Raw genomic sequence first — 21,696 nt, 5'->3', positions numbered from 1 at the left:
ACGGCAAAGTAAAAAGGGAGGCGGCTTTTCAGCCGTCTCCCTTGACGAAACATTTACGAATCTTTCTAAGGACGTCTCTAAAAACGCCACTCCTCGGGGAGGTCGTTTCGGAGGAGCCCATTCGAGCCCGTATTTTCGACCTGCCGTCGTGTAGTACGAATGGAGCGACAGGACGTCGCCCCAAGCCGAGGGGGCACAGGACGTGCCCTCCGAGGCGGTCCGTACGAAACAGGCAGGTCGAAAATACGTTCGGGCGAGACAGGGCGGAGCCGAAACGACCTCCCCGAGAAAACTCGGACGTGAGTTTTTAGAGATGTCTTTAAGTGGAACTACCGTCGTTGATCTCCTCGAGAATCTCCTCCAGAACCCTGTGGCGATCCTCGTAGGGGATCTGACAGGTACCCACCCTGAAGTGACCTCCCCCTCCGAAACGGAGCATCAGTTTTCCCACGTCCACTGAGGAAGTCCTGTTCAAGATGGAGTGTCCCACCGATATCACGCAGAATTCGGCGTTCTTGCCGTCAAAGATCCGGACGGAGATGTTCTGATCGGGGTAAAGGGCGTACTCTATATGACGATTGCCGACGTAGGCCTCGTCGTTACCGACGAAATCTATGACTATGGCGTCTCCCTCGGCTTTGCTCTTTTTGGTGAGCATCTCCCTGAAAAGAGGCTGATGTCTCCTGTAGCGGACGACCCTCTCTCTGACGTCCTCCAGGGCCAGTATCTCGTCTATGTCGTGGTTTCTCAGATATTCGACCAAGTCGTCCATAAGCTGGTAATTCGATATTCTGTAGTCTCTGAAACGGCCCAGGCCGGTCCTGGGATCCATGACGAAGGACAAAAGGACCCACCCCTCCGGATTCAGTATCTCTTCCCTGGAGAAGTCCGCCGAATCCGCCTTGTCCGCCACGTCCACCAGATAGCTAAGCCTGGCAAGCGGCCCCTCCGCTCCGCCGTAATAGTCAAAGATGACCCTGGCGCAGCTCTTGGCACCCGGATCGCAGGCCCCCTCCCAGTGGTGGCGGAACATCTCCTCCCTCTCCACCTCGGAAGCGTGATGATCGAACCACAGACCGCATCCCGGAAGATAGGGAACGTTGGCCAGAACGTCGTTCTCGTCGGCCTCCACCAGTCCGTCCTGTATGTCCTTGGGATGGACGAACTTTCTCTCGTCCATAACCCCCATTTCCTTCAAAAGCACGGCACACATCAGGCCGTCGAAGTCGCTTCTGGTCAGAAGTCTCATGCTACGATGACTCCTTTCCAAGTCTCAATCCGAGGGCGAACAAGGTCGCCCCGGTGAAGAGCAGGTTTATGCCGACCAGAAGCCCGACTCCCCAGGCCGCGGCGAAAAGATTATGCCAGATCAGCCCCGCCAGGAAGAGCGACAGGACACCGCTGACCAAGAGCCAGCCCCATCCTACGAGCCCTCTGAGCTTAAGGGCGGTGAAGACCTTGAAGACTCCCTCGAGGACAAAGTAGACGCTCAGGATCATGGTCAGGGTAACCACGCCGCTCAGGGGCTTGGCCAAAAGTATTATCCCTGTCATAGCGGCCAACAGAGCCCACAGGAAATCCCCTGCTCCGCTACGGCCCTGCCGTCTCTCCCTATACCCGCTGACGGCCTGGACGACACCGGCGGAGACCATGAGCCATCCCACCAACGTCTCCACCGCCAGCGAAGCCATGAAGGGCATGGACACAGCCAGGGCCCCCAACAGAAAGAGACAGACTCCCACGAGCATCACTCTGCCCTTTCGAGCCTTTATACTCTCGCTATCCATACCGACCAAAGTAATCATGCTCAATCCTCCATATCAAAATCAAAAGCTCACGAACGCCATTTTAGGAAACCTCGTTTATCCTTAACGAGAGTATATCATCGAGAGGGTAAGATAGAAAATCGCAACTGTTCCTAATAGGGCATCTCTAAAAACGTCACTCCTCGGAGAGGCCGTTTCGGCAGAGCCCATTCGAGCCCATATTTCCGAATCTGCCGTCGTGTAGTACAGATGGGGCGACAGGACGTCGCCCCAAGCCGAGGGGGCACAGGACGTGCCCTCCGAGGCAGTCCGTACGAAACAGGCAGGTCGGGAATATGTTCGAGCGAGACAGGGCGGAGCCGAAACGACCTCTCCGAGGAAACTCGGACGTGAGTTTTTACAGATGCCCTATATTTTTCCGTTAGCCACTTGACAGCCCACAGAACCGGAGATAAAATAACTTAAACTTTTCAGACAACGATCGGAGAGGAGGAACCCGAGATGGTAGGAAGAAGTTTTAACATATCCATAGTCGTCATGATAGTCGTCCTAATTATCGGCTGCGGGTCTCCTCCCGGTGCCGTTGTCGTTATGTGACGACGATTTGCCGAGAGCGGGGCCCTTTTAGAGGACCCCGCTCTTTTTTATATCCGACGCACAGTAGAGAAGAAAAACGAGAGACATGAAAATCAAATCTAGAAAAGGAGTGTCGATCATGACCACAACTACGATGAGAAACAGCGCAACCTTCTACGTCGCCGAGGAATTCAAGGGCCCCTTCGTAGGCTACACCCTCTGCGACCCCATACCCCAGGAGCGACGGTTCGCGGCGAAATTCGAGGTAAACTCGGTTCGCTATCGCGGTCCTTTCGAGGGCATCCGCTAAAGACGGACTTTCCTCACCCCACTCGCGTGGCCTTCGATTGGCAGATCGAAGGCCTTTTTCATATCCAAAGGGATCTGTTCTGTTATACTTGGATGGACAAAACACTGCTAGAGGCTCATGCTCTAAGGACTTTAGACCCAAGGAGCTGGAGCTCAAGACGCCAAGAAAAGGAATGACGATCCATGGAAAATATCGCCGACGTACTATCCAACAGAATAGAAAGGATTTTCCAGGAGAAAGGGCTCAGGCCCTGTCTGACCCCGGACGGTAAGATCCTCGTCATGGACGATGATTTCACCACCCGCTACAAGCTGGACATAGCCTTCAACAACAACGACTTCAGCTGTATAGTGCTAGGAAGAAGGGATAACTCGCTCAGGGACGCCAAGAATTTCAACGTGCCCTGGACGAGCGGGAAGGATATCAGGGAATTCCTAGAATACCTGGCATCGATGGACTGAGGGACGGAATATGAGACTTTCCTCTAAGAGGATAAAACAAGCTATCCTCCTTTCCTTCTCTCTGTCCATGCTCCTCTCCGCGGGTCCGGCGAAAGCCGACATGAGACAGGCCGTAAAGGCCTATTCGGAGAAAAGATACAAGGACGCCTATACCCACCTCCTCCCGGAGGCGGAAAAAGGGGATCCTCTGGCTCAGTGTACTCTGGGATACCTCTACGACCAGGGAAACGGAGTCTCCCAGGACAAGGGCAAGGCCATGAAGTGGTACAAAGAGGCTGCAAAGGGCGGATCGGCCGACGGACAATACAACCTCGGTCTGATGTTCCGAGACGGAGAGGGAACGCCCAAGGACAGCTATAAGGCGACCTACTGGCTCGAGAAGGCGGCCTCCCAGGGACACCAGACAGCCCAGATAGCCCTGGGGATGATGGCGATGAATCCCGACGAGGGAGAGCCCCGCTACGAAGACGGAGCCAAGTGGTTCGCCATGGCAGCAGAACAGGGAAACATATCGGGATGCTATAACCTCGGTAGGCTTCTCTCCCTCGGCAGAGGAATCGAGAAAGACGAGGGCAAGGCCGTCGAGCTCCTGAGAAAGGCGGCAGAGGGAGGCCATATCTACGCTCAGCACGATCTGGGTATCCTCCTTGGAAAAAGCGACGATCCCAAACTTGTCGAAGAAGCGGATAAATGGCTCGAAAAAGCGGCTAAAGAGGGATACGACGATTCCCAGCTATCCTACGGAGCGTTCCTCCTCCGAAACGGAAGAGAGGAGGAGGCCAAAGACTGGCTCAAGATGGCTTCCGACAGGGGTAACCCGGAGGCCCAGTATCTCCTGGGTCAGCTGTGTCGCCAACAGGGAGGTTCCTTCAAGGAAGCCGCGAACTGGTTTGGACTGGCGGCTAGACAGGGACACGGACCGGCCCAGTACGCCCTCGCCACCCTTTACGAAAGGGGCATAGGGGTCGAGAAGGACCCAACCTTGTCGGCCCTGTGGTACAGGAGGGCGGCGGAACAGGGTATACCGGAGGCTCAGTACAACCTGTCTGTTATCTACAGGAAAGGCTCCTCTCTGCCTAAGGACCTGGGAAAATCGCTCCTATGGCTGAAAAAAGCGGCCGAGCTGGGGCTCCCGGAGGCCCAGTATTCCCTTGGAACACTGTACAGAGAGGGCGATGAAATTCCCAGAGACCTCTCGAAGGCGGCGGAACTGTTCCGAAAAGCCTCGAACCGAGGGAACGCCGAGTCACAATGCGCCCTGGGGCTGATGTATCTTCGTGGAGCCGGAGTTCCTAGAGACGAAAAGGAGGCCATGGAACATTTAATAGCCTCCGGAGAGGCAGGCTATCCATCGGCCCAGTACAACCTGGGACTGCTCTACTCCCGGGGAGAGGCGGTTCCCAGGGACACAGCAGAGGCGGCCAGATGGTTCAGAAAGGCAGCTCTCCAGGGTCATCCGGGAGCTCAGTGTAATCTGGGAGTCCAATACGAACGGGGAGACGGAGTGGCTCTCGTGCCCTCCGCCGCCGCGGCCTGGCTGGGCAAGGCCGCAAAACAGGGGGAGCCCTACGCCCTTTACAATCTGGCCCTGCTCTATCAAAAGGGCAAAGGGGTCGAACGGAACAGAGAAAGGGCGGTAGAGCTGCTCGAAAAGGCTATAGAGGCCGGAAGCTGGGATGCCCCCTACTCTCTGGGATGTCTCTTCGCCGGAGATTACGGAGGACCTGTCAGAGAGATCTCGGCCCTCTACAGACTTTACCAGGCCGCATCCATAGGAGATAGGCGGGCCATGTTGAGGCTGGGATTGGCCTACGACGAGGGGAAGCTGGTGGCTCCGGACAAGATGGAAGCGGTGAAGTGGATAAGAAAAGCCGCCGAGCAGGGATCCGACAAGGCCCAGTTCACATTGGGAGCCATGTACCTGAAAGGGGACGGGCTGGTAAAGAGCCATAACGCCGCCATGAGCTGGTTCTGTGAATCGGCGAAACAGGGAAACCTCCAGGCCCAGTACAACCTGGGACTGTGCCTCTGGAACTCAAAGGACGAAGAGCTTAGATCGTCGGCGATCATGTGGATGGAGAGAGCGGCCCAGGGGGGATACGCCCCGGCCCAGTGCGAATTGGGTATCCGCTACATAACCGGAGAGGGGCTTCCTCAGTCCGACCCGGCAGCTCTGAGATGGTTCTCCCTCTCGGCTGAACAGGGGTACGTACCGGCCCAGTACAACCTGGCGGTCCTGTATCTCTACGGAGGTCCCTATCTCTCTCCCGACGAGAGCTCGGCCTTCCACTGGTTCTCCAGAGCGGCCAAGGAAGGCTACAGGGACGCACAGTTCTATCTGGGATGCCTCTACGAGAGGGGAAACGCCGTCTCCAGGGACGTTAAAGCCGCCAAGACATGGCTTACCATGGCCATGGAGGGCGGAAGTGCCGAGGCCAGAGAGGTACTGGACGAGATGGAACGGGACAAGGACTTCGCCATAGGCAAGGAAGACATGCCCCGTCTTCCCTTCGGAAGCGACCTGCCCCCTGTTCCCTCGGTCGGAAACGATATGGACGAAAAAAAGGAGGCCTGAGGCCTCCTTTTCTCATGGACAAAGGTTTGTTTTACTCCGCTACGATATCCTGAGAGGACTCCCAGAAACCGTGAATGTTGCAGTAGGAAGTGGCTATGAGGGTTCCCGAGGTCTTCAGGTTCAACCTCACCACTCCGTAGGGATCGGTGAATACCGGCCCCTCGTTGGCTCCCTTCACGGAGGCCCCGTGACCATCGAAATCGACCTTGGCCACCTCGTAGCCAAACTTATCCCCTTCGGGCTTGAAGGAAAGCTTTATCCAGCAGATGTGATGTTCCGTCGTGTTGGGATGAGCTATCTCTTTGCCTACGCTCAAGGCAACGTCGAAAGACTCTCCCGCCTTAACTTTTTCGGGAGCCTCGATCACCGGTACGTGTTTCTCGCCCTTCCAGTCCCCGCTCTGAAGCAGTTCTCCGAACTTCATATCTAGAACCTCCTTCGTCTCAATGCTGTAGGTCTCTTGACCTCCTCTGAAATTATGCCCTTTGGAGAGAATAAAGTCAAGTATTTTCGTAGGATATACTCTATCTACCCCAGGGTGTTACCTTCACGACCGCCCTGTCGCTCCTGCCCTTTTCGTCCACCGCCGATATCCTGTGCCGCCCCTCCGAGATAGACCAGAAAAGTCTTCTTCCCTCCGGGACCGTTCCCAGGTGAAGCCCGTCGACGAACCAGGAGACCTTTCCCGACGCCCCCTCGCAGGAAAGGGGGATCCTCGGAGGCTCTCCCAGAGGGGGCATGAGATACTCCGCCCCGTCCAGAGGAGAGACGATGGTCAAGGAGGTCTCCCTAGCCCTTCCCCAGGCCGCCAGCTCCGGAGGGAGAACCGTGACCGATTTTCCGCCGGTCCAGCGGTGCATGTCGCAGGGGCTTTCCGGCGAGACACCCGGGATATACCAGGCCTCCTCTCCGGATGGACAGGCCGAGTTGAGAGGCAGCCCGGAGAGAGAACAGACGGTCCGCCTGGACACCCCCGCTGGAGGGAGGGGCATGGTCCCTCCCAACCTGGACATCACCTCTACGACGACCGGGACAGAGGCGGAAAGGCCCACCAGCTCGGGATGAGGCGTGCCCTCGGGATCTCCGAACCACACTGCGAGGGTCCAACTCTCGTTCCAGGCTACAGCCCAGGCATCCCTGAATCCGTAGGAGGTCCCGGTCTTGAAGGCTATCTCCGCCTTACCGGACAGGAGGGATCTCAGATAAGGGGAGAGTCTGTCCGAATCCCGGAGTATTTCCCCCACTAGGAAGGAGCTCTCGTCGGAAAAAGGACAATCCTCCCATCGAGCCCCTCCCGTCCCCTCCAGAAAGGACAGAGGACGGCTTCGACAGGTCGCCAGGGTCGAGAAAGCCCTCAGAAGTTCCAGCAAGGTAACCTCGCATCCTCCGAGAATCAAAGAGTCGCCGTAGTGATCGCCGTCCTCCCTCAAAAGGGAGAATCCCAACGTCCTGAGACGATGGAGGAAACGCTCCGCCCCGACGGACCTGAGGACCCTCACTGCCGGAACGTTCAGCGAGTCCGCCAAGGCGTCGGAGGCGGAGACCGGGCCACGATAGCGAAGATCGAAGTTTCTGGGCGCCCTGCCGGACAAGGACAGAGGGGTATCCGCCATCAAGGACGACGGAGACAGCTGCCCCCCCTCAAAGGCCATGGCGTAGACGAAGGGCTTCAGGGTGGACCCGGGAGAACGGGGAGAATCGCAACAGTCCACCCAGCTCCAGGATCTGTCCTGGTCGAACCGACCGTTCCCCACGTAGCCTCTGACGGAACCGTCTCGGTTGTCGACCAGGGCCGCCGCCGCGGTCACCTTCCTGGACATCCCCCTCAAGGCCGATGATATAGCTTCCTCCAGGAGAAGCTGAACCTTTCGATCCAGGGTGGACCGGCCCCCTTCGGGGGACTCCTCCAACACCTTCGACACGAACAGGAAATCCCGATCAGGAATGGAGATATTCCCGGGCAGGGGTTCCTCCATGGCCAGAATAACCGCCTCTTCCGAGACGACCCCTCTCTTGCCCAGATCCCTCAGTATACGGTCTCTCCTGGTTCGAAGCCTCTCGGGATGGAGGTCGGGGCGGTATCTGGTGGGGCCCTTCAACATGGCCACCAAGACGGCGGCCTCTGCCAGGGAGAGGTCCTTCGGAGATTTTCCCCACCATCCGAGAGAGGCGGCCCCGGCTCCTTGAAGGACTCCTCCAAAAGGAGCCCGATTCAGATACATCTCCAGTATCCCGTCCTTGGATAGCCTACGCTCCAGGTCGATGGCCTGGAGGAACTCCCTGGCCTTGGCGGAAAAGGTCCTTTCCCTGGGCCTTGCCATCCTTATCAGCTGGCTGGTTATCGTGGAACCTCCCGAGACGATGCCGCCGCTTCGGACATTCTGGACCGCGGCCCGAACCAGACCGAGCCAGTCCACTCCGTGGTGTTTTCGAAAACGTCGGTCCTCCACCTCTATCAAGACCAACGGCAACCACCTCCCCATCTCGTCCAGAGAGAGTGGCAGACAGAGTTTGTCCTCCGAGGTGAGTCCCACCCACAAAACCTCTCCGTCCCGATCGGCAACCCGGGGAGACCGATCCAGAGAGGCCACCTCCCGAACGGTAACCGGGCTTACGGAGAAAGAGGCGATCCAAACGGCCAGGGCCGCCGCTAAGGGCAGCCCCGGAATCGCGCACAACAGATATTTTCTTTTCATGACGGCCTATCGGACCAAGAGACGGCCTCCGCCGCTCACGCTCCTGATGGAGGAATCGTACATTCCCTCCGCGTAGACTGGAGGCCACAGGAAATCCCCTCTGGCTGTGACGCGGCAACGATATTCCAGCTTCAAGGTCTTCTCCACCGACGAGGGGAAGAACAGCACCCGATCGAATCGCACGTCTCGCCTCACAGCGGAACCTCCGGAGATGAACCCCGAGGGTGTCTTCCACACCTCCAGACATCCGGGAAGCATGTCCACTACGACCAGGTCCTTCACCGTTCCCGTGGGAGTTATCTCTATGGAAAGGACCACCTCGTCTCCTAACGAGAGGGGCTCGTTCCCGTCGATCGGTTCTCCGTCGGCGTTCTTCAATATTCGACGTACCGAAATCCCCCTGTCGAAGGGCTCCACCGGATCGAGAGGCACGCCGGAAAGGCTCCAACCGCAAAACAGCCGTCCCGGTCCGGCGTTATCCACCCTCCAGGATACGAAGGAATCGGAGGAAAGGGCCAGCTCGTCTCCGGCGGCCATCTTGAAGGCGTCGCCGCTACCGGTAACCTCGGCGAAGAATGGCTTGACGTCGCTCTTCCGGGCAAAACGGCCCAAGGTGAGGACCGCCAGACCGGCCTCGTGGGTCGAGAGGTCGCCGGCCTCTACCGCCTTGGAGAGCTGTGCGGCCAAAAACGCCTCGTCGGACGAACCGGGTGCCAGCTCCTCCATGGCCAGAAGCCGAAGTGCCATATCCCTGACGGCGGAACCGTAACGATCGGAACCGGACAGGTCCGCCCCTCCTAGCAGTTTGAGTCCCAAGTCCCTCTTTCCCGCCAGACCGTAGGCGCCTGCAAGAAGGTACCTTCCGGCCGAATCCATCTCTCCTATCCTCTCCGAGAGCCAGGCCATCCACCCCAGAGGGGGCTGACCGGAAAGGGACATCACATAGGCGGCATAGGCCTTTCGGGAGAGGTCGAAGGCCGACTCGGAGCTCTCGGAGAGAACCGACCGTAGATATCCCTCGGTCCTTTGCATCATCGACAGGGGTACCTCGTCCTCGGCCATCAAGGCCAGCAGATGGGCGGCATAGAGGCTTCCCCACAGGTCCACATCGCCCTCCGGCCAGTAGGAAAAACTTCCGTCGTAGAGCTGCATAGTCTGCAGTCGAGCGATCCTGTCCGGCACGGAGATAGACCGTCCCACCCTGTCGGCCATGTCCCCGAGGGTCACCGACGGCCACAGGGCCGACACGGTCTGCTCCAGGCACCCGTAGGGATAGCGGTCCAAAAACTGGATCAGAGGCATCAGGTCGGCGTTAGGCGCACCGGAGAGATACAGAGAGGCCCTCAGGGTTCCGGGGAACCATCTGCCCTTCTCCGGCATCTCGAAAACGCCCTTATCCAGGGCCTCGCTTCCGGAAATGGTTATCCTGGGCATGGGAGGTCGAACCACCGTGTCCCTCCGGACGGAGAAGTCCATTCCGTCTCCGAGAAGCCGTACCGATAGAGAGCCAGTTCCGGCCCGATCGGAACCGCGAACCTTCAGGTAGATCACCGAGCTCTCCCCAGCAGGAAGGACCAGATCGTCGGAGAACGCTTCCTCCAAAGACAAAGATCCCTCCGCTTTCATCTCCATGCGAAGCTTCAGGTCCTCCTTCGCCGTCGATATGATCTGCACCGGCACCAATAAAAGGTCTCCCGGAGCCAATGCATCCGGAACGGTCGGATCGACGGTGATCGGGCGGGATATGGACAGGTCAGAATTGGCCGACCCCACCGAGGAGCCTGAGAATACCGCCATGACCCTGGCCCCGCCGGAGAACTCCGGAAGGTCGAAGGACAGATCGGTCTTCCCCCCCTCGGAGGCCATGATCTTCACCATCGAGAGGACCCTGAATCCCCTGGCCCTGACGGGAGACAGATTTACCCCGAAGGCGGCCCTGGCCTCGGCGCCGTCACCTCCGGCGGGATGAAGCAGAGGAGTCTCCCTCGACTCTATGGGCATCAGCTCGTCGTAAAGGTCCGAGGCCCTGGACGCCAGAGCTCTTCTGGCGGTGAAAGCCTCCCATGGATCGGGGGTCTCGTGGCCGGTCAGCCCCAATATACCCTTGTCCACCAGGGCTATCCAGAGATCTCCCGATAGGGGCTTCCCTTCGCCGTCTCTTACCTCGACGGACAGATTCAGGGTCCCGCCCGGTTCCGCCTTTTCCGGCACGTCCAGAGACACGGAGGCCCTGTAGCCGAGGTCCATCTTTACCGGCACGACCCCGAGAGCCCTGTGGGATCCCCATTCGTCCTTATCGGAGACGGGACGCACTACCTGGAAGGTGCACCAGCCGTTCGGCCATGCCTCGGAGGACGGAACGAACTCGATCCGCCCCTCCGGCTCGGACACGTCTACGATCTTCCGCTCTATAATCCCCTCGGCCTCGAAGGTAAACAGCCCCGTTCCGGTGAAGGGAGCGCTGTAGGTGAGGACGGCCTTGTCTCCGAAGCTATAGCTCTCTTTATCCAAGGTCAGCTCGACCTTCCCGGGAAGCACCGCCTTTCTGGACGCCCCTCCCCATGGGGTCCAGGCGTCGAATCTGACCGATCCGGTGGAACCTCCCTTTCCGGAGAAAGTCAGCAGATAGCGTCCTTCCCCTTCCGGTACCACTGTGAGATCGGCCAGACCGTCCTTTAACTCGGCCTTCCCGGAGGCCACCTCCGACCTCTCCTCCTCCCATCTCATCCTGGTCCTGCCGTCGTCCCGCACGAGAACCGGGCGATCCGCCAGGGAGAAAAGGGTCCAGGATATCTCGCCGGAACGGATCGGATCGTCCTTAGGGGTCACGGCCGCTATTTTCAGCTGGACCGGCTCGTCAGGCAGAATGTCGCCCTCGGGGAATCTAACCCCTATCTGCATCGGGTTCAAGGCGCATGGGACGACCTCCGTCCGGGTAACCCAGCGGCCGCCTGCCTCCATAACGTTTAGGCTCACAGCCAGATCTATCATGGGAGGGGTTCTCCAGTCGTCCGGAACGGTCCAGGAAAGGCGCCCCTCTCCGGAACCGTCCAGATCGCCGCCTCCGAGGTAGATCTCTCTGCCCTCGTAGGAGATCTCGCCGTCGCCGAAGGAGAAGTCGGGGAACCTCTCGGAACGGTAGACCGATTCCCTGGAGAAGGCCTTCGCCTCCCAGGAAAGACCGCCCGCTGGCGCTCCGAAGAGATAGTCGGCCCGGAAGGACAGGTCCATGGTTCCGCCGGAGGAAAGAGGTCCCTCCGGAACGTTCAACCCAAGCTCTATCTTGGGAGGGGTGAAGTCCTCCACCAGGAAAGAAGCGTCGGCGAGGGGAGATCCTTCATCGCCCGGCACGAACAGCTCGAAGCGGTACTTTCCCGAGGGAGCTGCGTCTGGCAGATCGAAGGAACCCGTGGCGGTTCCGGAGGAGGACAGCTCGGCCCTGCCACGGAACATCTCGTATCCCAGGGAATCGACCAATCGCCACATCAGAGGGAAACGCCCCGGTATGGACATCCTGGGGCCTCTAACCACCGAGGTAATCTGAACCGACTCGCCCGGACGGAATATCCCACGGGGCAGCAAACATTGTCCCTCGTAGGTCTCGTTCCAGGGGGCGCCGGACACGTCCAGACCGTTGTCTGCGAACAGGTTGCCCGACAGGGACAGAAAGGTCAGGTCCTCGTCAAGCCGGGCCACCACCACCGACGGGAGAAGCTGAGGATCCCAGTCGCCGTCGCGGACGGCGGACCAGATCCCGTCTCCATCCGTGACTCCCTCCGCCAAAAGCTGGTTGCTGGAGGAGTATACCGATATCTCCGCCCCCTCAACCGGTTTGCCCGTGGACAGCCTGTCGAGCCATACCATCAGGCCGTCGTCGTAGACCCTGGCGGAAAGGCCGAGATCCGTCAGTGTAACCAGCTGTCTGGCCCTGGTCCATCCGGAGTCCTCGTCGGAGGCCTCCAGCATGAAGACCCCCCTGGACTGACCGAGATAGGCCTCCAGATCCACCGCGCCTCGTATAGTCTCGTTAACCCTGTTATCGATCGGGAGCTCCCAGTCCTCCAGGCGTCTCGTCAGAGAAGTGGAAAGCTCCGACCCTCCGTCCAGGACCCCCATGGCGACCGGCACGTTGTTTGGGTAGAGCTTCCATCCCCGAAGCCTCAACCTGTCGACGTTCACCGTCTCCACGGCTACCCTGGGATCGTCAAACGGTGTCAGAAATGTCCCGGCGACGGGAAAACGGATCGACCGGGGCACGTCGGGCATGATGAAGGTCCGCCTCTCGTCGGCCACGAGTCCGTCCCCACCTCCCAAGCCCTTTTTAAGTGACAGGACTATCCTCTCTCTCGGGGGAAACTCTCCTACCAAGGCGAAACCGCCGTAGGTCGACTCCACCCGGAAGGACCTCTCGGGAGAGACGGAGACGTATCCCTTTACGTCTCCGGGATCCACCGGCCTGGAGGTATAGATCACTATCTTGCCTCTGTCGACCGTCTCCGTCTCGGTATAGGTTCCCGTTATCTTTACGAACGACGAGGGTTTCAAGGTGACCTTTTCGGTCTTCTCAAGTCCGAGAGGCCCCTCGTCGGAGGTAAGCCCCTTCTCGACCACCACAGTAAGGCTGTCACCGGATATCCTTTCGGACGCTACGGTTATCCTGTCCGAGGGCACCTCTCCCTGAGGACGGAGCCTTACGGACTTACCGTCTGACCTCCCGGAGAGAAAGCCGAGAAGCCTCTTGGGAGGCACCGGCATTGAAAACCGAAGCTCCACTGACATCTCCCCGTAAGGCGTTATGGACACCTGTCTCGCCGACAGGAGCCTGAGAGGAGGGGTGTTGAAGGAAAAGGTCTGGGTTCCGGCCAGCAACCGCCCGGACAGGTCTCTGACCGGCTCGACCGTGGCCCTGTAGAAGGTAGCCCGAGAGAGGGGGGTATCCGGGGTAAATAGCAAGGTCTGGGGATCGTCCCATACGGCCCTGCCAGACAGAGACGGTGAAAAGTCGAGAGGAACCTGGTCCGCCGGCAGTATCTTCCCAAGTAAAGTGTCTGGAACTACGGGGGAGGAAAAGACAACCTTGATATCCGGTTTTCCCGAGACCTCCCCTCGAGGCGTAAAGCTACGAACCGTGAAGTCATCCGCTCCGAAAGCTACGGACGACGAAAAAACCAACAGAAACAGATAAAGAACCATCAGATCCCTTCTCATTGCGGATCGTCACCTCCGAGACATATTTTCGTGCCGAGTCGAGTTGTCTTATTTCGGCATCCTAGGTTATTATTGTGCTGTAAGACCCATCCCATCAGAGGAGCCAGAGAGAGTCGATGAAGAAAGCCAGATTGAACGAGTTGCTCACAGCCTTCGTTACCCTACTATACCTCAGAGCGGTCAATTTCCATACCGTCTCCAAGGGGGTTCTTTACCGATCGGCCCAGCTCAACCTCGATCGGCTATCCCGCTACGTCGAGACCCACAGCATCAAGAGCATAGTGAACCTAAGAGGACCTCAAGCGGGAAGACGATGGTACCGCAGAGAAAAGGAATTCTCCCTGTCCAAAGGCATAGTCCACGCCGACTTCGACCTTTCCGCGATAAGGAAGATCCCGGTCCAGGAGCTAGACCGCATACTGGAGTTCATGAGAAACGCCCCCAAACCGATACTCATACACTGTTACGCCGGAGCGGACCGCACAGGGCTGATAGCCGCTCTATGGCGTCTGGCCGAGGACAGAGACGCCCCCCTTCAGGCACTTAACCGCCAGCTATGCTGGATGAAGGGTCACTTCTCAACACTTCACATAGGGACCAACGCCATGGTCCGATCGTTCTGGGATTACGTGAAACATATCCAAGGGGACGGCCCTCTGAGAGGTCGCCCTCTGGCGGATTGACATTCCAGCGAAAAAGGGAGCTTCTCGGCAACGCCCCTATAGGGCAGGCGCTGCTGTCGTTGTCGCTGCCGTCGATAGCCGGGCTGGTGCTACAGACCGCCTACAACCTGGCGGACACCTTTTTCCTCTCTCTATGGGTGGGACACCACGCGGTCGCGGCCTTGGCGGTGGTCTTCCCCATGCAGCTCGTCATAATAGCACTGGCCCAGGGAATCGGAATAGGCGGATCGTCCCTGATCGCCACGGAACTTGGAGCGGAGAACGAAAAAGGAGCCGAGGAGATCCTCGGCACCATGACGATGCTGATCTCCCTCGGCTCCGCTTTTATCGTAGCATTGTCCCTCGCCTTCATCTCCCCCACTCTTTCATTCCTGGGAGCCAGCGAACTGACCCTTCCCCTGGCAAAGGACTACGGCGTCATAGTCCTTCTTGGCAGCCCCATGCTCGCCTTCTCCATAATGGCCAACGGCATAGCCAGAGCGGAGGGAGAGGCAGTCATGGCCATGAAGACCCTGGCCATATCGGCCGCCACCAACCTGGTGCTTGACCCCATACTGATAAGATATTTCGACCTCGGCGTCTCAGGTGCCGCCTGGGCCACCGTGATCGCTCAGGCAGGGTCGGCGTCGTGGATGGCTTTATACCTTGGAGGAAAAAGCTCGATCAATATAAGGCCGAGAGATCTGAAGCTGAGAAGATCGGTGGTGAGCTCCATAGTATCGGTAGGGTCTTCGGCCTTCGTCAGACAGGGATCGGCCAGCATAACGGCGGTTGTATTAAACAGGGTCCTACTATCCATGGGAGGCGACCCCGCCTTAGCGGCCATGGGGATATTGAACAGGATATCCACCTTCGTGACCATGCCTCTGTACGGACTGGTGCAGGGCATGATGCCCCTGATAAGCCACAACACCGGTTCGGGAGACCAATGCCGGGTACTGCGGACCATGGATCTATCGGCCCTCTGGGCCACCGCCGTATGTCTGGCGGGAGCCCTTCCCCTATGGGCTTTCCCGCTTGCGACCCTGTCGCCTTTTTGTTCCGGCGAGACCCTTGAAATAGCGGTCGCAGCGGCCCCCTACGTAGCCTTGGGGATGCCCCTGGGGGGATTTCAGGTCGTCCTTTCAGGATCCTACCAGGCGCTGTCCAGAGGAAGAGACGCCTTCCTCCTGGACCTGCTCAGGAGGATCGTTCTGGTGGTCCCGGCGATATATATACTCTCCCACATAGCCGGACTAAAGGGAGTATTCATGGCGATACCTATCTCCGAGGTGATATCCGGAGGACTCTCCATTCTGCTGTTCCGAGAGGTCCGTAGGTGCTCGAAAAAAAGATGTCTCGTGTCCTCTCAGGACAGTATATAGGCGATCAGAGCCAACAGGGCGGCGCAGCACCCTCCTACGAGAGCGATGAAAGCGGGAGACCCGACGGCGAAGAGCGACTTCTCCTCCTCGACCCTTACCGCCTTGATGCGAAGGCTCTTCTGTGTCATGGCGACGGCCATAACACCGTCTCCCAGCTCGAACTCCAGCAACAGCCTGTCCGAGTCGGACTCTTCCACCGACGACAGAGGAACGCTCAGTGAACCGTCGAAGGACTCGTTCTGTCCCTTCATAGTTCCGAAAAGAGGGCTGTCCTCCGGAATGGTTATGGTCACCAGATCTCCCGGGGAGACATCTGAGGCAGCCACGCCGTTCACCGGGTCCAGACGGGTGAAGCAGGTGAAGATCAGCTTGGGCAGCTTTCTCTGTATGGGCGTATCCCCCAGGGAAGCAGCCGCCTCAGGGGCGTTGTCCCCTTGATCCTCATCCTCTTCCTCTTCGGGGAAACGAGACAGCAGCTCATCGGCCTCGCTGGTGGTCATGCCCTCGACCTTGACGAAAGCGGCACACTCCTCCCCACGAATCTGGGCAGCCCAGGTTCCGAACATCTTCTCGATATACCGAAGCTTTGCCAGATTTTCCTCCTTGACGTCGTCGACCCCAGAATCCTGAAAAAGCGCGCCGATCCCGGAAGACAGAGATGGATCGGGGCATCCGCCATCCACGAAAGCGGAAAAATCCTTCCATCCGGCCTTTATACCGCCCTTCGGCGGCTCCTCTCCGTCGTTACTAACCTCTTTGGCATGACATATCTTGACTTTACCCTTACCGTAAAGGGCGTAAAAGAAAATTCGTCCGCTCTCTCCTCCGTGCCCGACATCTATTCTACCCTTCAATATACGATATATGCCGTAGCCCCTCGAATCAGCCACCAGGGGTCACCTCCCGTAAAAGCTAGTCGTTGCTCCGATAAATTATACATCATCGCAAGATCAACAATAGCAATAATACGACCATAAAAAAGGCCACTCCCACCAAGGCCAGTCCCTGCTCCTTGGTGATCTCGGGAAAGGAAAAAGCCCTCTCGACCTCTTTATCCGCAGCCCTCTTGACCTTGAGGCTTTGTTGTACGATAGAAACTGCCCTGAGTTCGTCGGATAGTTTGAAGAGTATCATGATACGCTCCGTATCGCTCTGCTCTACCGACATAACCTCTCCGACGATCTGCCCCTGAAAGGAAGGTCCCTGCTGAAACTTGGCGATGGAGTATAGGAGGCTTTCTTCGGGTATATCGAGCCAAACGCTCTGACCCGGCTTCAGTTCCGAGGCGGCCACCCCAGCCACGGGGTCCAGCATTACCGAGCAGGAAAAGACCGCCTTGGGAAGGTTCTTGCCGTCCCCGCCGGAAGAACCGCCGGAAGAACCGGGGCGCCAAGGCTCGTTTTCCGCCCTCTCCTCGGGGAAGGCGGACATAAGTTCCTCTCCTTCCAGATGAGAGAGGGTCTCTATCTTGAGAAAGACGAAGCGATCTCCGGTGTAAATAAGTCCTGCAACCTTGTGGAATATCTTCTCGACGTATCTTATCTTGACCAGATTCCCCTCGCTGAGGTCATAGACCCCCGCTTCGTCCAGAGACTTGCGGAGTTCTTTCATCATTACGGAGAACTCCAGATCCTCTGACGGTATTTCCTGGTTCTCACCTCTAGCTTCTTCCGTCTCGTCCTCCTCTTCCTCTAAGTCACCCGACCTTATTTCGTCCACGAAAGAGCAGAACTCCCTCCACTTGGACTTTATTCCGTGAGGCATCCCCTCCTCGTCCGGTTCGGTCAGGCGACCGTGACAGAGACGTATCCCCTTATTGTCGAAGAGGACGTAGGCCAAAATTCGGCCCTCCGAACCTCCATGTCCCATGTCTATCTTGACCTTGAGGAGCTTGTACATTACATACGGTCTGTTTACGGCCATAAGGGGTCCCTCCATTCCGGACGATATTCATCGTTATCTTCCACCATTTTAGACCATGTGGCTTCTTAGGGAAACGTAAAAAGGGCCCTCTAGAAGAGGGCCCTAAGGATGATCTTGGTTGCGGGGGCAGGACTTGAACCTGCGACCTTCGGGTTATGAGCCCGACGAGCTACCAACTGCTCCACCCCGCGATGCGGTCTTATGGAGCGGAAGACGGGATTTGAACCCGCGACCCCAACCTTGGCAAGGTTGTGCTCTACCCCTGAGCTACTTCCGCTTCTGTACAACGTATATGGCGGGGCCGACGAGACTTGAACTCGCGACCTCCGGCGTGACAGGCCGGCACTCTAACCAGCTGAGCTACGACCCCGCTCTATCGTTGCGTCGGAAAGTATATCAAAGCCTTCGACGGTTGTAAAGGGGCAAGATAAAAATTCGTCCCGGGCAAATCACTCTATCAGGCCCAGGGCGGCCCAACCCGCTGCCATCCTGGCCACCGGGACCCTGAAGGGCGAACAGCTGACGTAGTTCAATCCGAGACTATGACAGAAAGCAACGCTCTTAGGATCCCCTCCGTGTTCACCACAGATGCCTATGGAAATATCCGGCCTGGCCTTCCTGCCTCTCTCGAAAGCGATCGCCATGAGCTCCCCCACTCCGTCTCTGTCCAGAACGTGAAAGGGGCTGATAGGGAAGATCCCCTTGTCGACGTATTCCTTCATGAACTTGGACTCCACGTCGTCCCTGGAGAGCCCCAGACAGGTCTGGGTCAGGTCGTTGGTCCCAAAACTGAAGAACTCGGCGTCCTCCGCCAGCTCGGCAGCCCGAAGAGCCGCCCTGGGAAGCTCGATCATGGTGCCTACCAGATAACTTAGAGAGGCCTGAGGATACTCGGACGCTATGGAGTCGACCATTTCCCTCAGCAACGCCATCTCTCCCTTGGTCTGGACCAAAGGCATCATTATCTCCACCTTGAGGTTCACGTCGGGGAGAGAGGACATGGCGTCGAATATCGCCCGAATCTGCATTCCGTAGATCTCGGGATAGACTATGCCCAACCGGCATCCCCGGAATCCCAGCATGGGATTCACCTCTCGAAGGGACTCCGCCCGACTCTTCATCTTTCGAAGTTTAGACGTGTCATACCCGGCGGAATCGGCCTCGACTATCCTTTTATCCAGCTCCGGTATCTTGGGCAGAAATTCGTGAAGAGGCGGATCGAGCAGCCGGACTATGACTGGAAGGCCGTCCATCTCTCGGAAAATGCCGACAAAATCCTCCACCTGCATAGCACGAAGGTCGTCCAGGGCCTCCTGCCTCTCCTCCAGAGACTCGGCCACGACCATCCTCTGCATCACGGGAAAACGGTCCTCCGCCATGAACATATGCTCGGTTCGACAGAGACCTATTCCCTTGGCCCCGAAGGATCGAGCCCTTTTAGCGTCCTCCGGAGTATCTCCGTTGGCCCATACCTGAAGGTCCGCCGCCTCGTCGGCCCAATCGAGCACCGTATTAAGCTCGTCGGATATGGACGGCAAAGAGAGAGGAACCTCTCCCGCTATGACCCTTCCGGTGGAACCGTCGACCGTGATGAAGTCGCCCTTTACGAACTCCCTATCCTCGGTCAGAAGACGCCCTCCCTCTAGATCGATCGAGACATCTTCCGCCCCGCTGACGCAGGGCTTGCCTAGTCCACGAGCCACCACGGCGGCGTGACTGGTCATTCCTCCCCGGGAGGTCAGTATACCCTTGGCGGCGTAGAGGCCGTGTATATCGTCCGGAGTGGTCTCCGGCCTCACCAACACCACCGACTCCCCCTTCTCGGCCATAGCCACCGCCTCGTCGGGATCGAAGACTATACGCCCCACAGCAGCCCCCGGAGAGGCGGGAAGCCCTCGGGAGATTACATCGGGAACGCAGTTCGGATCGATCTGACTGTGGAGAAGCCTCTCCACCTGTTCGGGAGATATCCTGCCGAGTGCCTCGTTCCTATCGATTAACCCCTCTTTTTCCATCTCGACGGCGATTCTGACTGCGGCCTCGGCAGACCTCTTTCCCGTCCTGGTCTGCAATATGTACAGCTTTCCTCGTTCGACGGTGAACTCTATGTCCTGCATATCCTTGAAGCGTCTCTCCAGACGGTCCGCCGTCGCCTTCAGCTCCTCGAAGATCTCCGGCATCACCCTGGTCAATTCCCCGATCGGCTGAGGGGTTCTTATCCCGGCGACAACGTCCTCTCCCTGAGCGTTGACCAGGAACTCCCCGTAGAGCTTTTTCTCTCCGTCGGCTGGATTACGACTGAAACAGACACCGGTTCCGCTGTCGCCGCCCAGATTTCCATACACCATTGCCACGACGTTGACGGCGGTCCCCATGGAATCGTCTATACCGTGAATTTTCCTGTAGGTCTTCGCCCTAGCGGTGTTCCAGCTGTCGAATACCGCCTCTACCGCCTCCCTCAGCTGGATCCAGGGATCGGAGGGGAAGGTCTCTCCAGTAACCTCCTCGTAGAGGGAGAGATAACGTTTAACCAACGAGGCCAGGGCCTCCGCGTCGAGCTGGTGATCTAAGGCAACTCCCTTGTTCCTTCGGACCTCCTCCAAGATCGACTCGAACCGCTCGGAGGGAACCCCCTTGACCACGTTCCCGAACATCTGGATGAAACGCCTGTAGCTGTCCCAGGCAAAGCGGTCGTCTCCCACCATCTCGGCCAAGGCGGATCTGGTATCGTCGTTCAGCCCCAGGTTCAAGATCGTATCCATCATGCCAGGCATAGAGATCGGGGCTCCGGACCGAACGGACACGAGAAGCGGCTCGGGGCCGGAGCCGAAAGTCCTGCCTGTCTGGCTCTCCAGCCTCTCCAGAGCGGTCTCGACGTCGATCCAAAGAGACTGAACGAACTCCCTTCCCTCCTCCAGATAACGAAGACAGGCCTCGGTGGTAACGGTGAAACCGGGCGGAACGGCCAGCCCCTCCTTGACCATCTGGGCCAGGTTGGCCCCTTTCCCTCCTAGAAGAGCCTTCATGTCGGACGAACCTTCGGAAAAGTCGTAGACGTACTTGATCATGCTCCACCTCCTGGATCTAGATTCTATGTTCCCAAAAATAAAAATACACCTTCATAATAACATTTTACCGGACCTTATAAAAATAGCTTGTCCCTATCATAGCTTGTGCTAAACTCGAGACGCAACGGTAAAATAGATAGAGGAGGAAGGTTATTGAGACATAACAGGACCCTTAAGGGAATGCTTGCCGAGACGAGGAGATTCATAAGGGAAGAGGGCAGATCCCTGGTGGCCATAACCCTGGGGGCTATGATCTACGCCGTAGCCATACAGCTTTTCGTAATTCCCGCCAAGCTTCCCGGAACGGGAGTCAACGGCATAGCTTTGCTGCTCAACTATATGTGGGGAATTCCTCTGGCGATACCGATATGGGGGCTCAACGCGCTTCTTTTCATATACGGGTGGAAGGTCCTCCCTCGGAGATTCACCCTTTGGAGCATATACGGAACCGTGATCTTCACCGCCTTTCTGAAGGTGGCGGAAACCTCCCTACCTGTGCCGGTGATAGACGACAGGTTCCTCCTGATAGTGGTCGCCGGACTTCTACAGGGAGCTTCCTACGCCATGATATTCACCGCCGGAGGATCCCTTGGAGGGACCGATATAATATCCATGGCGGTCCGCAGAAAAACGGGCATGGAGGTCAGTCAGTTCACCATGATAGCCAACATGCTGGTGATAGCTCTGTTCCTGATGGCGGTCAGCTTCGAGAACGTGGTGTACGGCGTGGTGCTGTCCTACATAAACACCACCGTGATGGGAGGCTCAATGAGATCCTTCGGGCTGAGGAAAGAAGCCCTTATCGTCTGCAGCGACCCGGACCGGGTGCGTCATTTCATAACCCAGGAGCTGGGAAGAGGGGTCACGGTGTTCATAGGCAGAGGAGGCTTCTCCGATTCGCCGAGAGACATACTCATGACCCTTCTGACCGCCAGACAGGCCATGCTGCTCAAACAATACCTTCAGAAGACCGACCCGAAGGCGTTCTTGCGTCTCGCCGACGCCACGGAGGTTCTGGGGCGGGGTTTCGGCAGCTGGAAGAAGGACGTCTGATTCAAGTTACTAC

14 protein-coding genes and 3 tRNA genes are annotated in these 21,696 nt (G+C 57.9%); 6 read left to right on the top strand and 11 right to left on the bottom strand.

The features are described 5' to 3' along the window. Positions 1–319: 319 nt before the first annotated feature. Both DPEP_RS05945 and DPEP_RS05940 read right to left on the bottom strand, forming a co-directional pair. Positions 320–1,249 (bottom strand): DHH family phosphoesterase, encoded by a 930-nt coding sequence (locus DPEP_RS05945; RefSeq protein ID WP_005660453.1) that lies wholly within the window; start codon positions 1,247–1,249, stop codon positions 320–322. A gap of 1 nt (position 1,250) precedes the next feature. Continuing rightward, entirely contained in the window at positions 1,251–1,805 is a 555-nt protein-coding gene (locus DPEP_RS05940) for an HdeD family acid-resistance protein (protein ID WP_005660450.1), read from the bottom strand. Positions 1,806–2,481: 676 nt separating this feature from the next. On the opposite strand from DPEP_RS05940, the gene DPEP_RS13255 reads away from it, so the two are divergent. The 3 genes from DPEP_RS13255 (at position 2,482) to DPEP_RS05930 (ending at position 5,688) form a co-directional block, all read left to right on the top strand. After that, entirely contained in the window at positions 2,482–2,652 is a 171-nt protein-coding gene (locus DPEP_RS13255) for a hypothetical protein (RefSeq protein WP_005660447.1), read from the top strand. A gap of 182 nt (positions 2,653–2,834) precedes the next feature. Further along, entirely contained in the window at positions 2,835–3,113 is a 279-nt protein-coding gene (locus DPEP_RS05935; protein WP_005660445.1) for a hypothetical protein, read from the top strand. A gap of 10 nt (positions 3,114–3,123) precedes the next feature. Further along, positions 3,124–5,688: an SEL1-like repeat protein gene (locus DPEP_RS05930; RefSeq protein ID WP_005660442.1), complete on the top strand. Its 2,565-nt coding sequence runs from the start codon at positions 3,124–3,126 to the stop codon at positions 5,686–5,688. Positions 5,689–5,719: 31 nt separating this feature from the next. Here DPEP_RS05930 and DPEP_RS05925 read toward each other — a convergent pair whose 3' ends face one another. The 3 genes from DPEP_RS05925 to DPEP_RS05915 form a co-directional block, all read right to left on the bottom strand. After that, complete coding sequence (locus DPEP_RS05925) at positions 5,720–6,112, bottom strand: class II SORL domain-containing protein (protein ID WP_005660439.1); 393 nt, start codon at positions 6,110–6,112, stop codon at positions 5,720–5,722. A gap of 100 nt (positions 6,113–6,212) precedes the next feature. After that, complete coding sequence (pbpC, locus tag DPEP_RS05920) at positions 6,213–8,384, bottom strand: penicillin-binding protein 1C (RefSeq protein WP_005660437.1); 2,172 nt, start codon at positions 8,382–8,384, stop codon at positions 6,213–6,215. Positions 8,385–8,390: 6 nt separating this feature from the next. Next, a complete protein-coding gene (locus DPEP_RS05915) occupies positions 8,391–13,592 on the bottom strand; it encodes an Ig-like domain-containing alpha-2-macroglobulin family protein (protein ID WP_040382439.1) in 5,202 nt (1,733 codons plus the stop codon). 116 nt (positions 13,593–13,708) lie between these two features. Here DPEP_RS05915 and DPEP_RS05910 point away from each other — a divergent pair, with 116 nt between their 5' ends. Together DPEP_RS05910 and DPEP_RS05905 are read left to right on the top strand one after the other, a co-directional pair. Continuing rightward, on the top strand, positions 13,709–14,275 hold the full coding sequence (locus DPEP_RS05910) for a tyrosine-protein phosphatase (protein WP_005660433.1): 567 nt from the start codon (positions 13,709–13,711) through the stop codon (positions 14,273–14,275). Continuing rightward, positions 14,272–15,639, top strand: coding sequence for an MATE family efflux transporter (locus DPEP_RS05905; protein WP_005660431.1), 1,368 nt, complete (start codon positions 14,272–14,274; stop codon positions 15,637–15,639). Before DPEP_RS05910 ends, DPEP_RS05905 begins: the two co-directional genes overlap by 4 nt. On the opposite strand, the gene DPEP_RS05900 is transcribed toward DPEP_RS05905, so the two are convergent. From DPEP_RS05900 to ppdK, 6 genes are all read right to left on the bottom strand, one after another. Continuing rightward, on the bottom strand, positions 15,624–16,529 hold the full coding sequence (locus DPEP_RS05900) for a hypothetical protein (protein WP_005660430.1): 906 nt from the start codon (positions 16,527–16,529) through the stop codon (positions 15,624–15,626). The two genes, DPEP_RS05905 and DPEP_RS05900, sit on opposite strands and share 16 nt — an antisense overlap. 49 nt (positions 16,530–16,578) lie before the next feature. Beyond that, positions 16,579–17,562 (bottom strand): hypothetical protein, encoded by a 984-nt coding sequence (locus tag DPEP_RS05895; RefSeq protein WP_005660428.1) that lies wholly within the window; start codon positions 17,560–17,562, stop codon positions 16,579–16,581. 115 nt (positions 17,563–17,677) lie between these two features. Next, a tRNA-Met gene (locus DPEP_RS05890) sits at positions 17,678–17,753 on the bottom strand. Between the two features lie 11 nt (positions 17,754–17,764). After that, positions 17,765–17,839, bottom strand: a tRNA-Gly gene (locus DPEP_RS05885). Positions 17,840–17,855: 16 nt separating this feature from the next. Then, positions 17,856–17,932: transfer RNA gene (locus DPEP_RS05880), tRNA-Asp, on the bottom strand. 79 nt (positions 17,933–18,011) lie between these two features. Then, positions 18,012–20,630 carry a pyruvate, phosphate dikinase gene (gene ppdK / locus DPEP_RS05875; protein WP_005660426.1) on the bottom strand — a complete coding sequence of 873 codons (2,619 nt, stop codon included), beginning with the start codon at positions 20,628–20,630 and terminating at the stop codon, positions 18,012–18,014. 153 nt (positions 20,631–20,783) lie between these two features. Here ppdK and DPEP_RS05870 point away from each other — a divergent pair, with 153 nt between their 5' ends. Then, on the top strand, positions 20,784–21,683 hold the full coding sequence (locus tag DPEP_RS05870) for a YitT family protein (protein WP_005660424.1): 900 nt from the start codon (positions 20,784–20,786) through the stop codon (positions 21,681–21,683). Positions 21,684–21,696 lie beyond the last annotated feature (13 nt).

The organism is Dethiosulfovibrio peptidovorans DSM 11002, assembly GCF_000172975.1.
In the GTDB taxonomy this organism is placed as follows: Bacteria; Synergistota; Synergistia; order Synergistales; family Dethiosulfovibrionaceae; genus Dethiosulfovibrio; species Dethiosulfovibrio peptidovorans.
The sequence above is the reverse complement of the archived record's forward strand: the minus strand, read 5'-3'. Positions and strand labels throughout refer to the sequence as shown.

Coding starts and splice junctions, on each gene's coding strand:
- ppdK (WP_005660426.1), bottom strand. CDS start 20,630: ATGATCAAGTACGTCTACGACTTTTCCGAAGGTTCGTCCGACATGAAG.
- DPEP_RS13255 (WP_005660447.1), top strand. CDS start 2,482: ATGACCACAACTACGATGAGAAACAGCGCAACCTTCTACGTCGCCGAG.
- DPEP_RS05895 (WP_005660428.1), bottom strand. CDS start 17,562: ATGGCCGTAAACAGACCGTATGTAATGTACAAGCTCCTCAAGGTCAAG.
- pbpC (WP_005660437.1), bottom strand. CDS start 8,384: ATGAAAAGAAAATATCTGTTGTGCGCGATTCCGGGGCTGCCCTTAGCG.
- DPEP_RS05910 (WP_005660433.1), top strand. CDS start 13,709: ATGAAGAAAGCCAGATTGAACGAGTTGCTCACAGCCTTCGTTACCCTA.
- DPEP_RS05945 (WP_005660453.1), bottom strand. CDS start 1,249: ATGAGACTTCTGACCAGAAGCGACTTCGACGGCCTGATGTGTGCCGTG.
- DPEP_RS05940 (WP_005660450.1), bottom strand. CDS start 1,805: ATGATTACTTTGGTCGGTATGGATAGCGAGAGTATAAAGGCTCGAAAG.
- DPEP_RS05930 (WP_005660442.1), top strand. CDS start 3,124: ATGAGACTTTCCTCTAAGAGGATAAAACAAGCTATCCTCCTTTCCTTC.
- DPEP_RS05925 (WP_005660439.1), bottom strand. CDS start 6,112: ATGAAGTTCGGAGAACTGCTTCAGAGCGGGGACTGGAAGGGCGAGAAA.
- DPEP_RS05915 (WP_040382439.1), bottom strand. CDS start 13,592: ATGAGAAGGGATCTGATGGTTCTTTATCTGTTTCTGTTGGTTTTTTCG.
- DPEP_RS05935 (WP_005660445.1), top strand. CDS start 2,835: ATGGAAAATATCGCCGACGTACTATCCAACAGAATAGAAAGGATTTTC.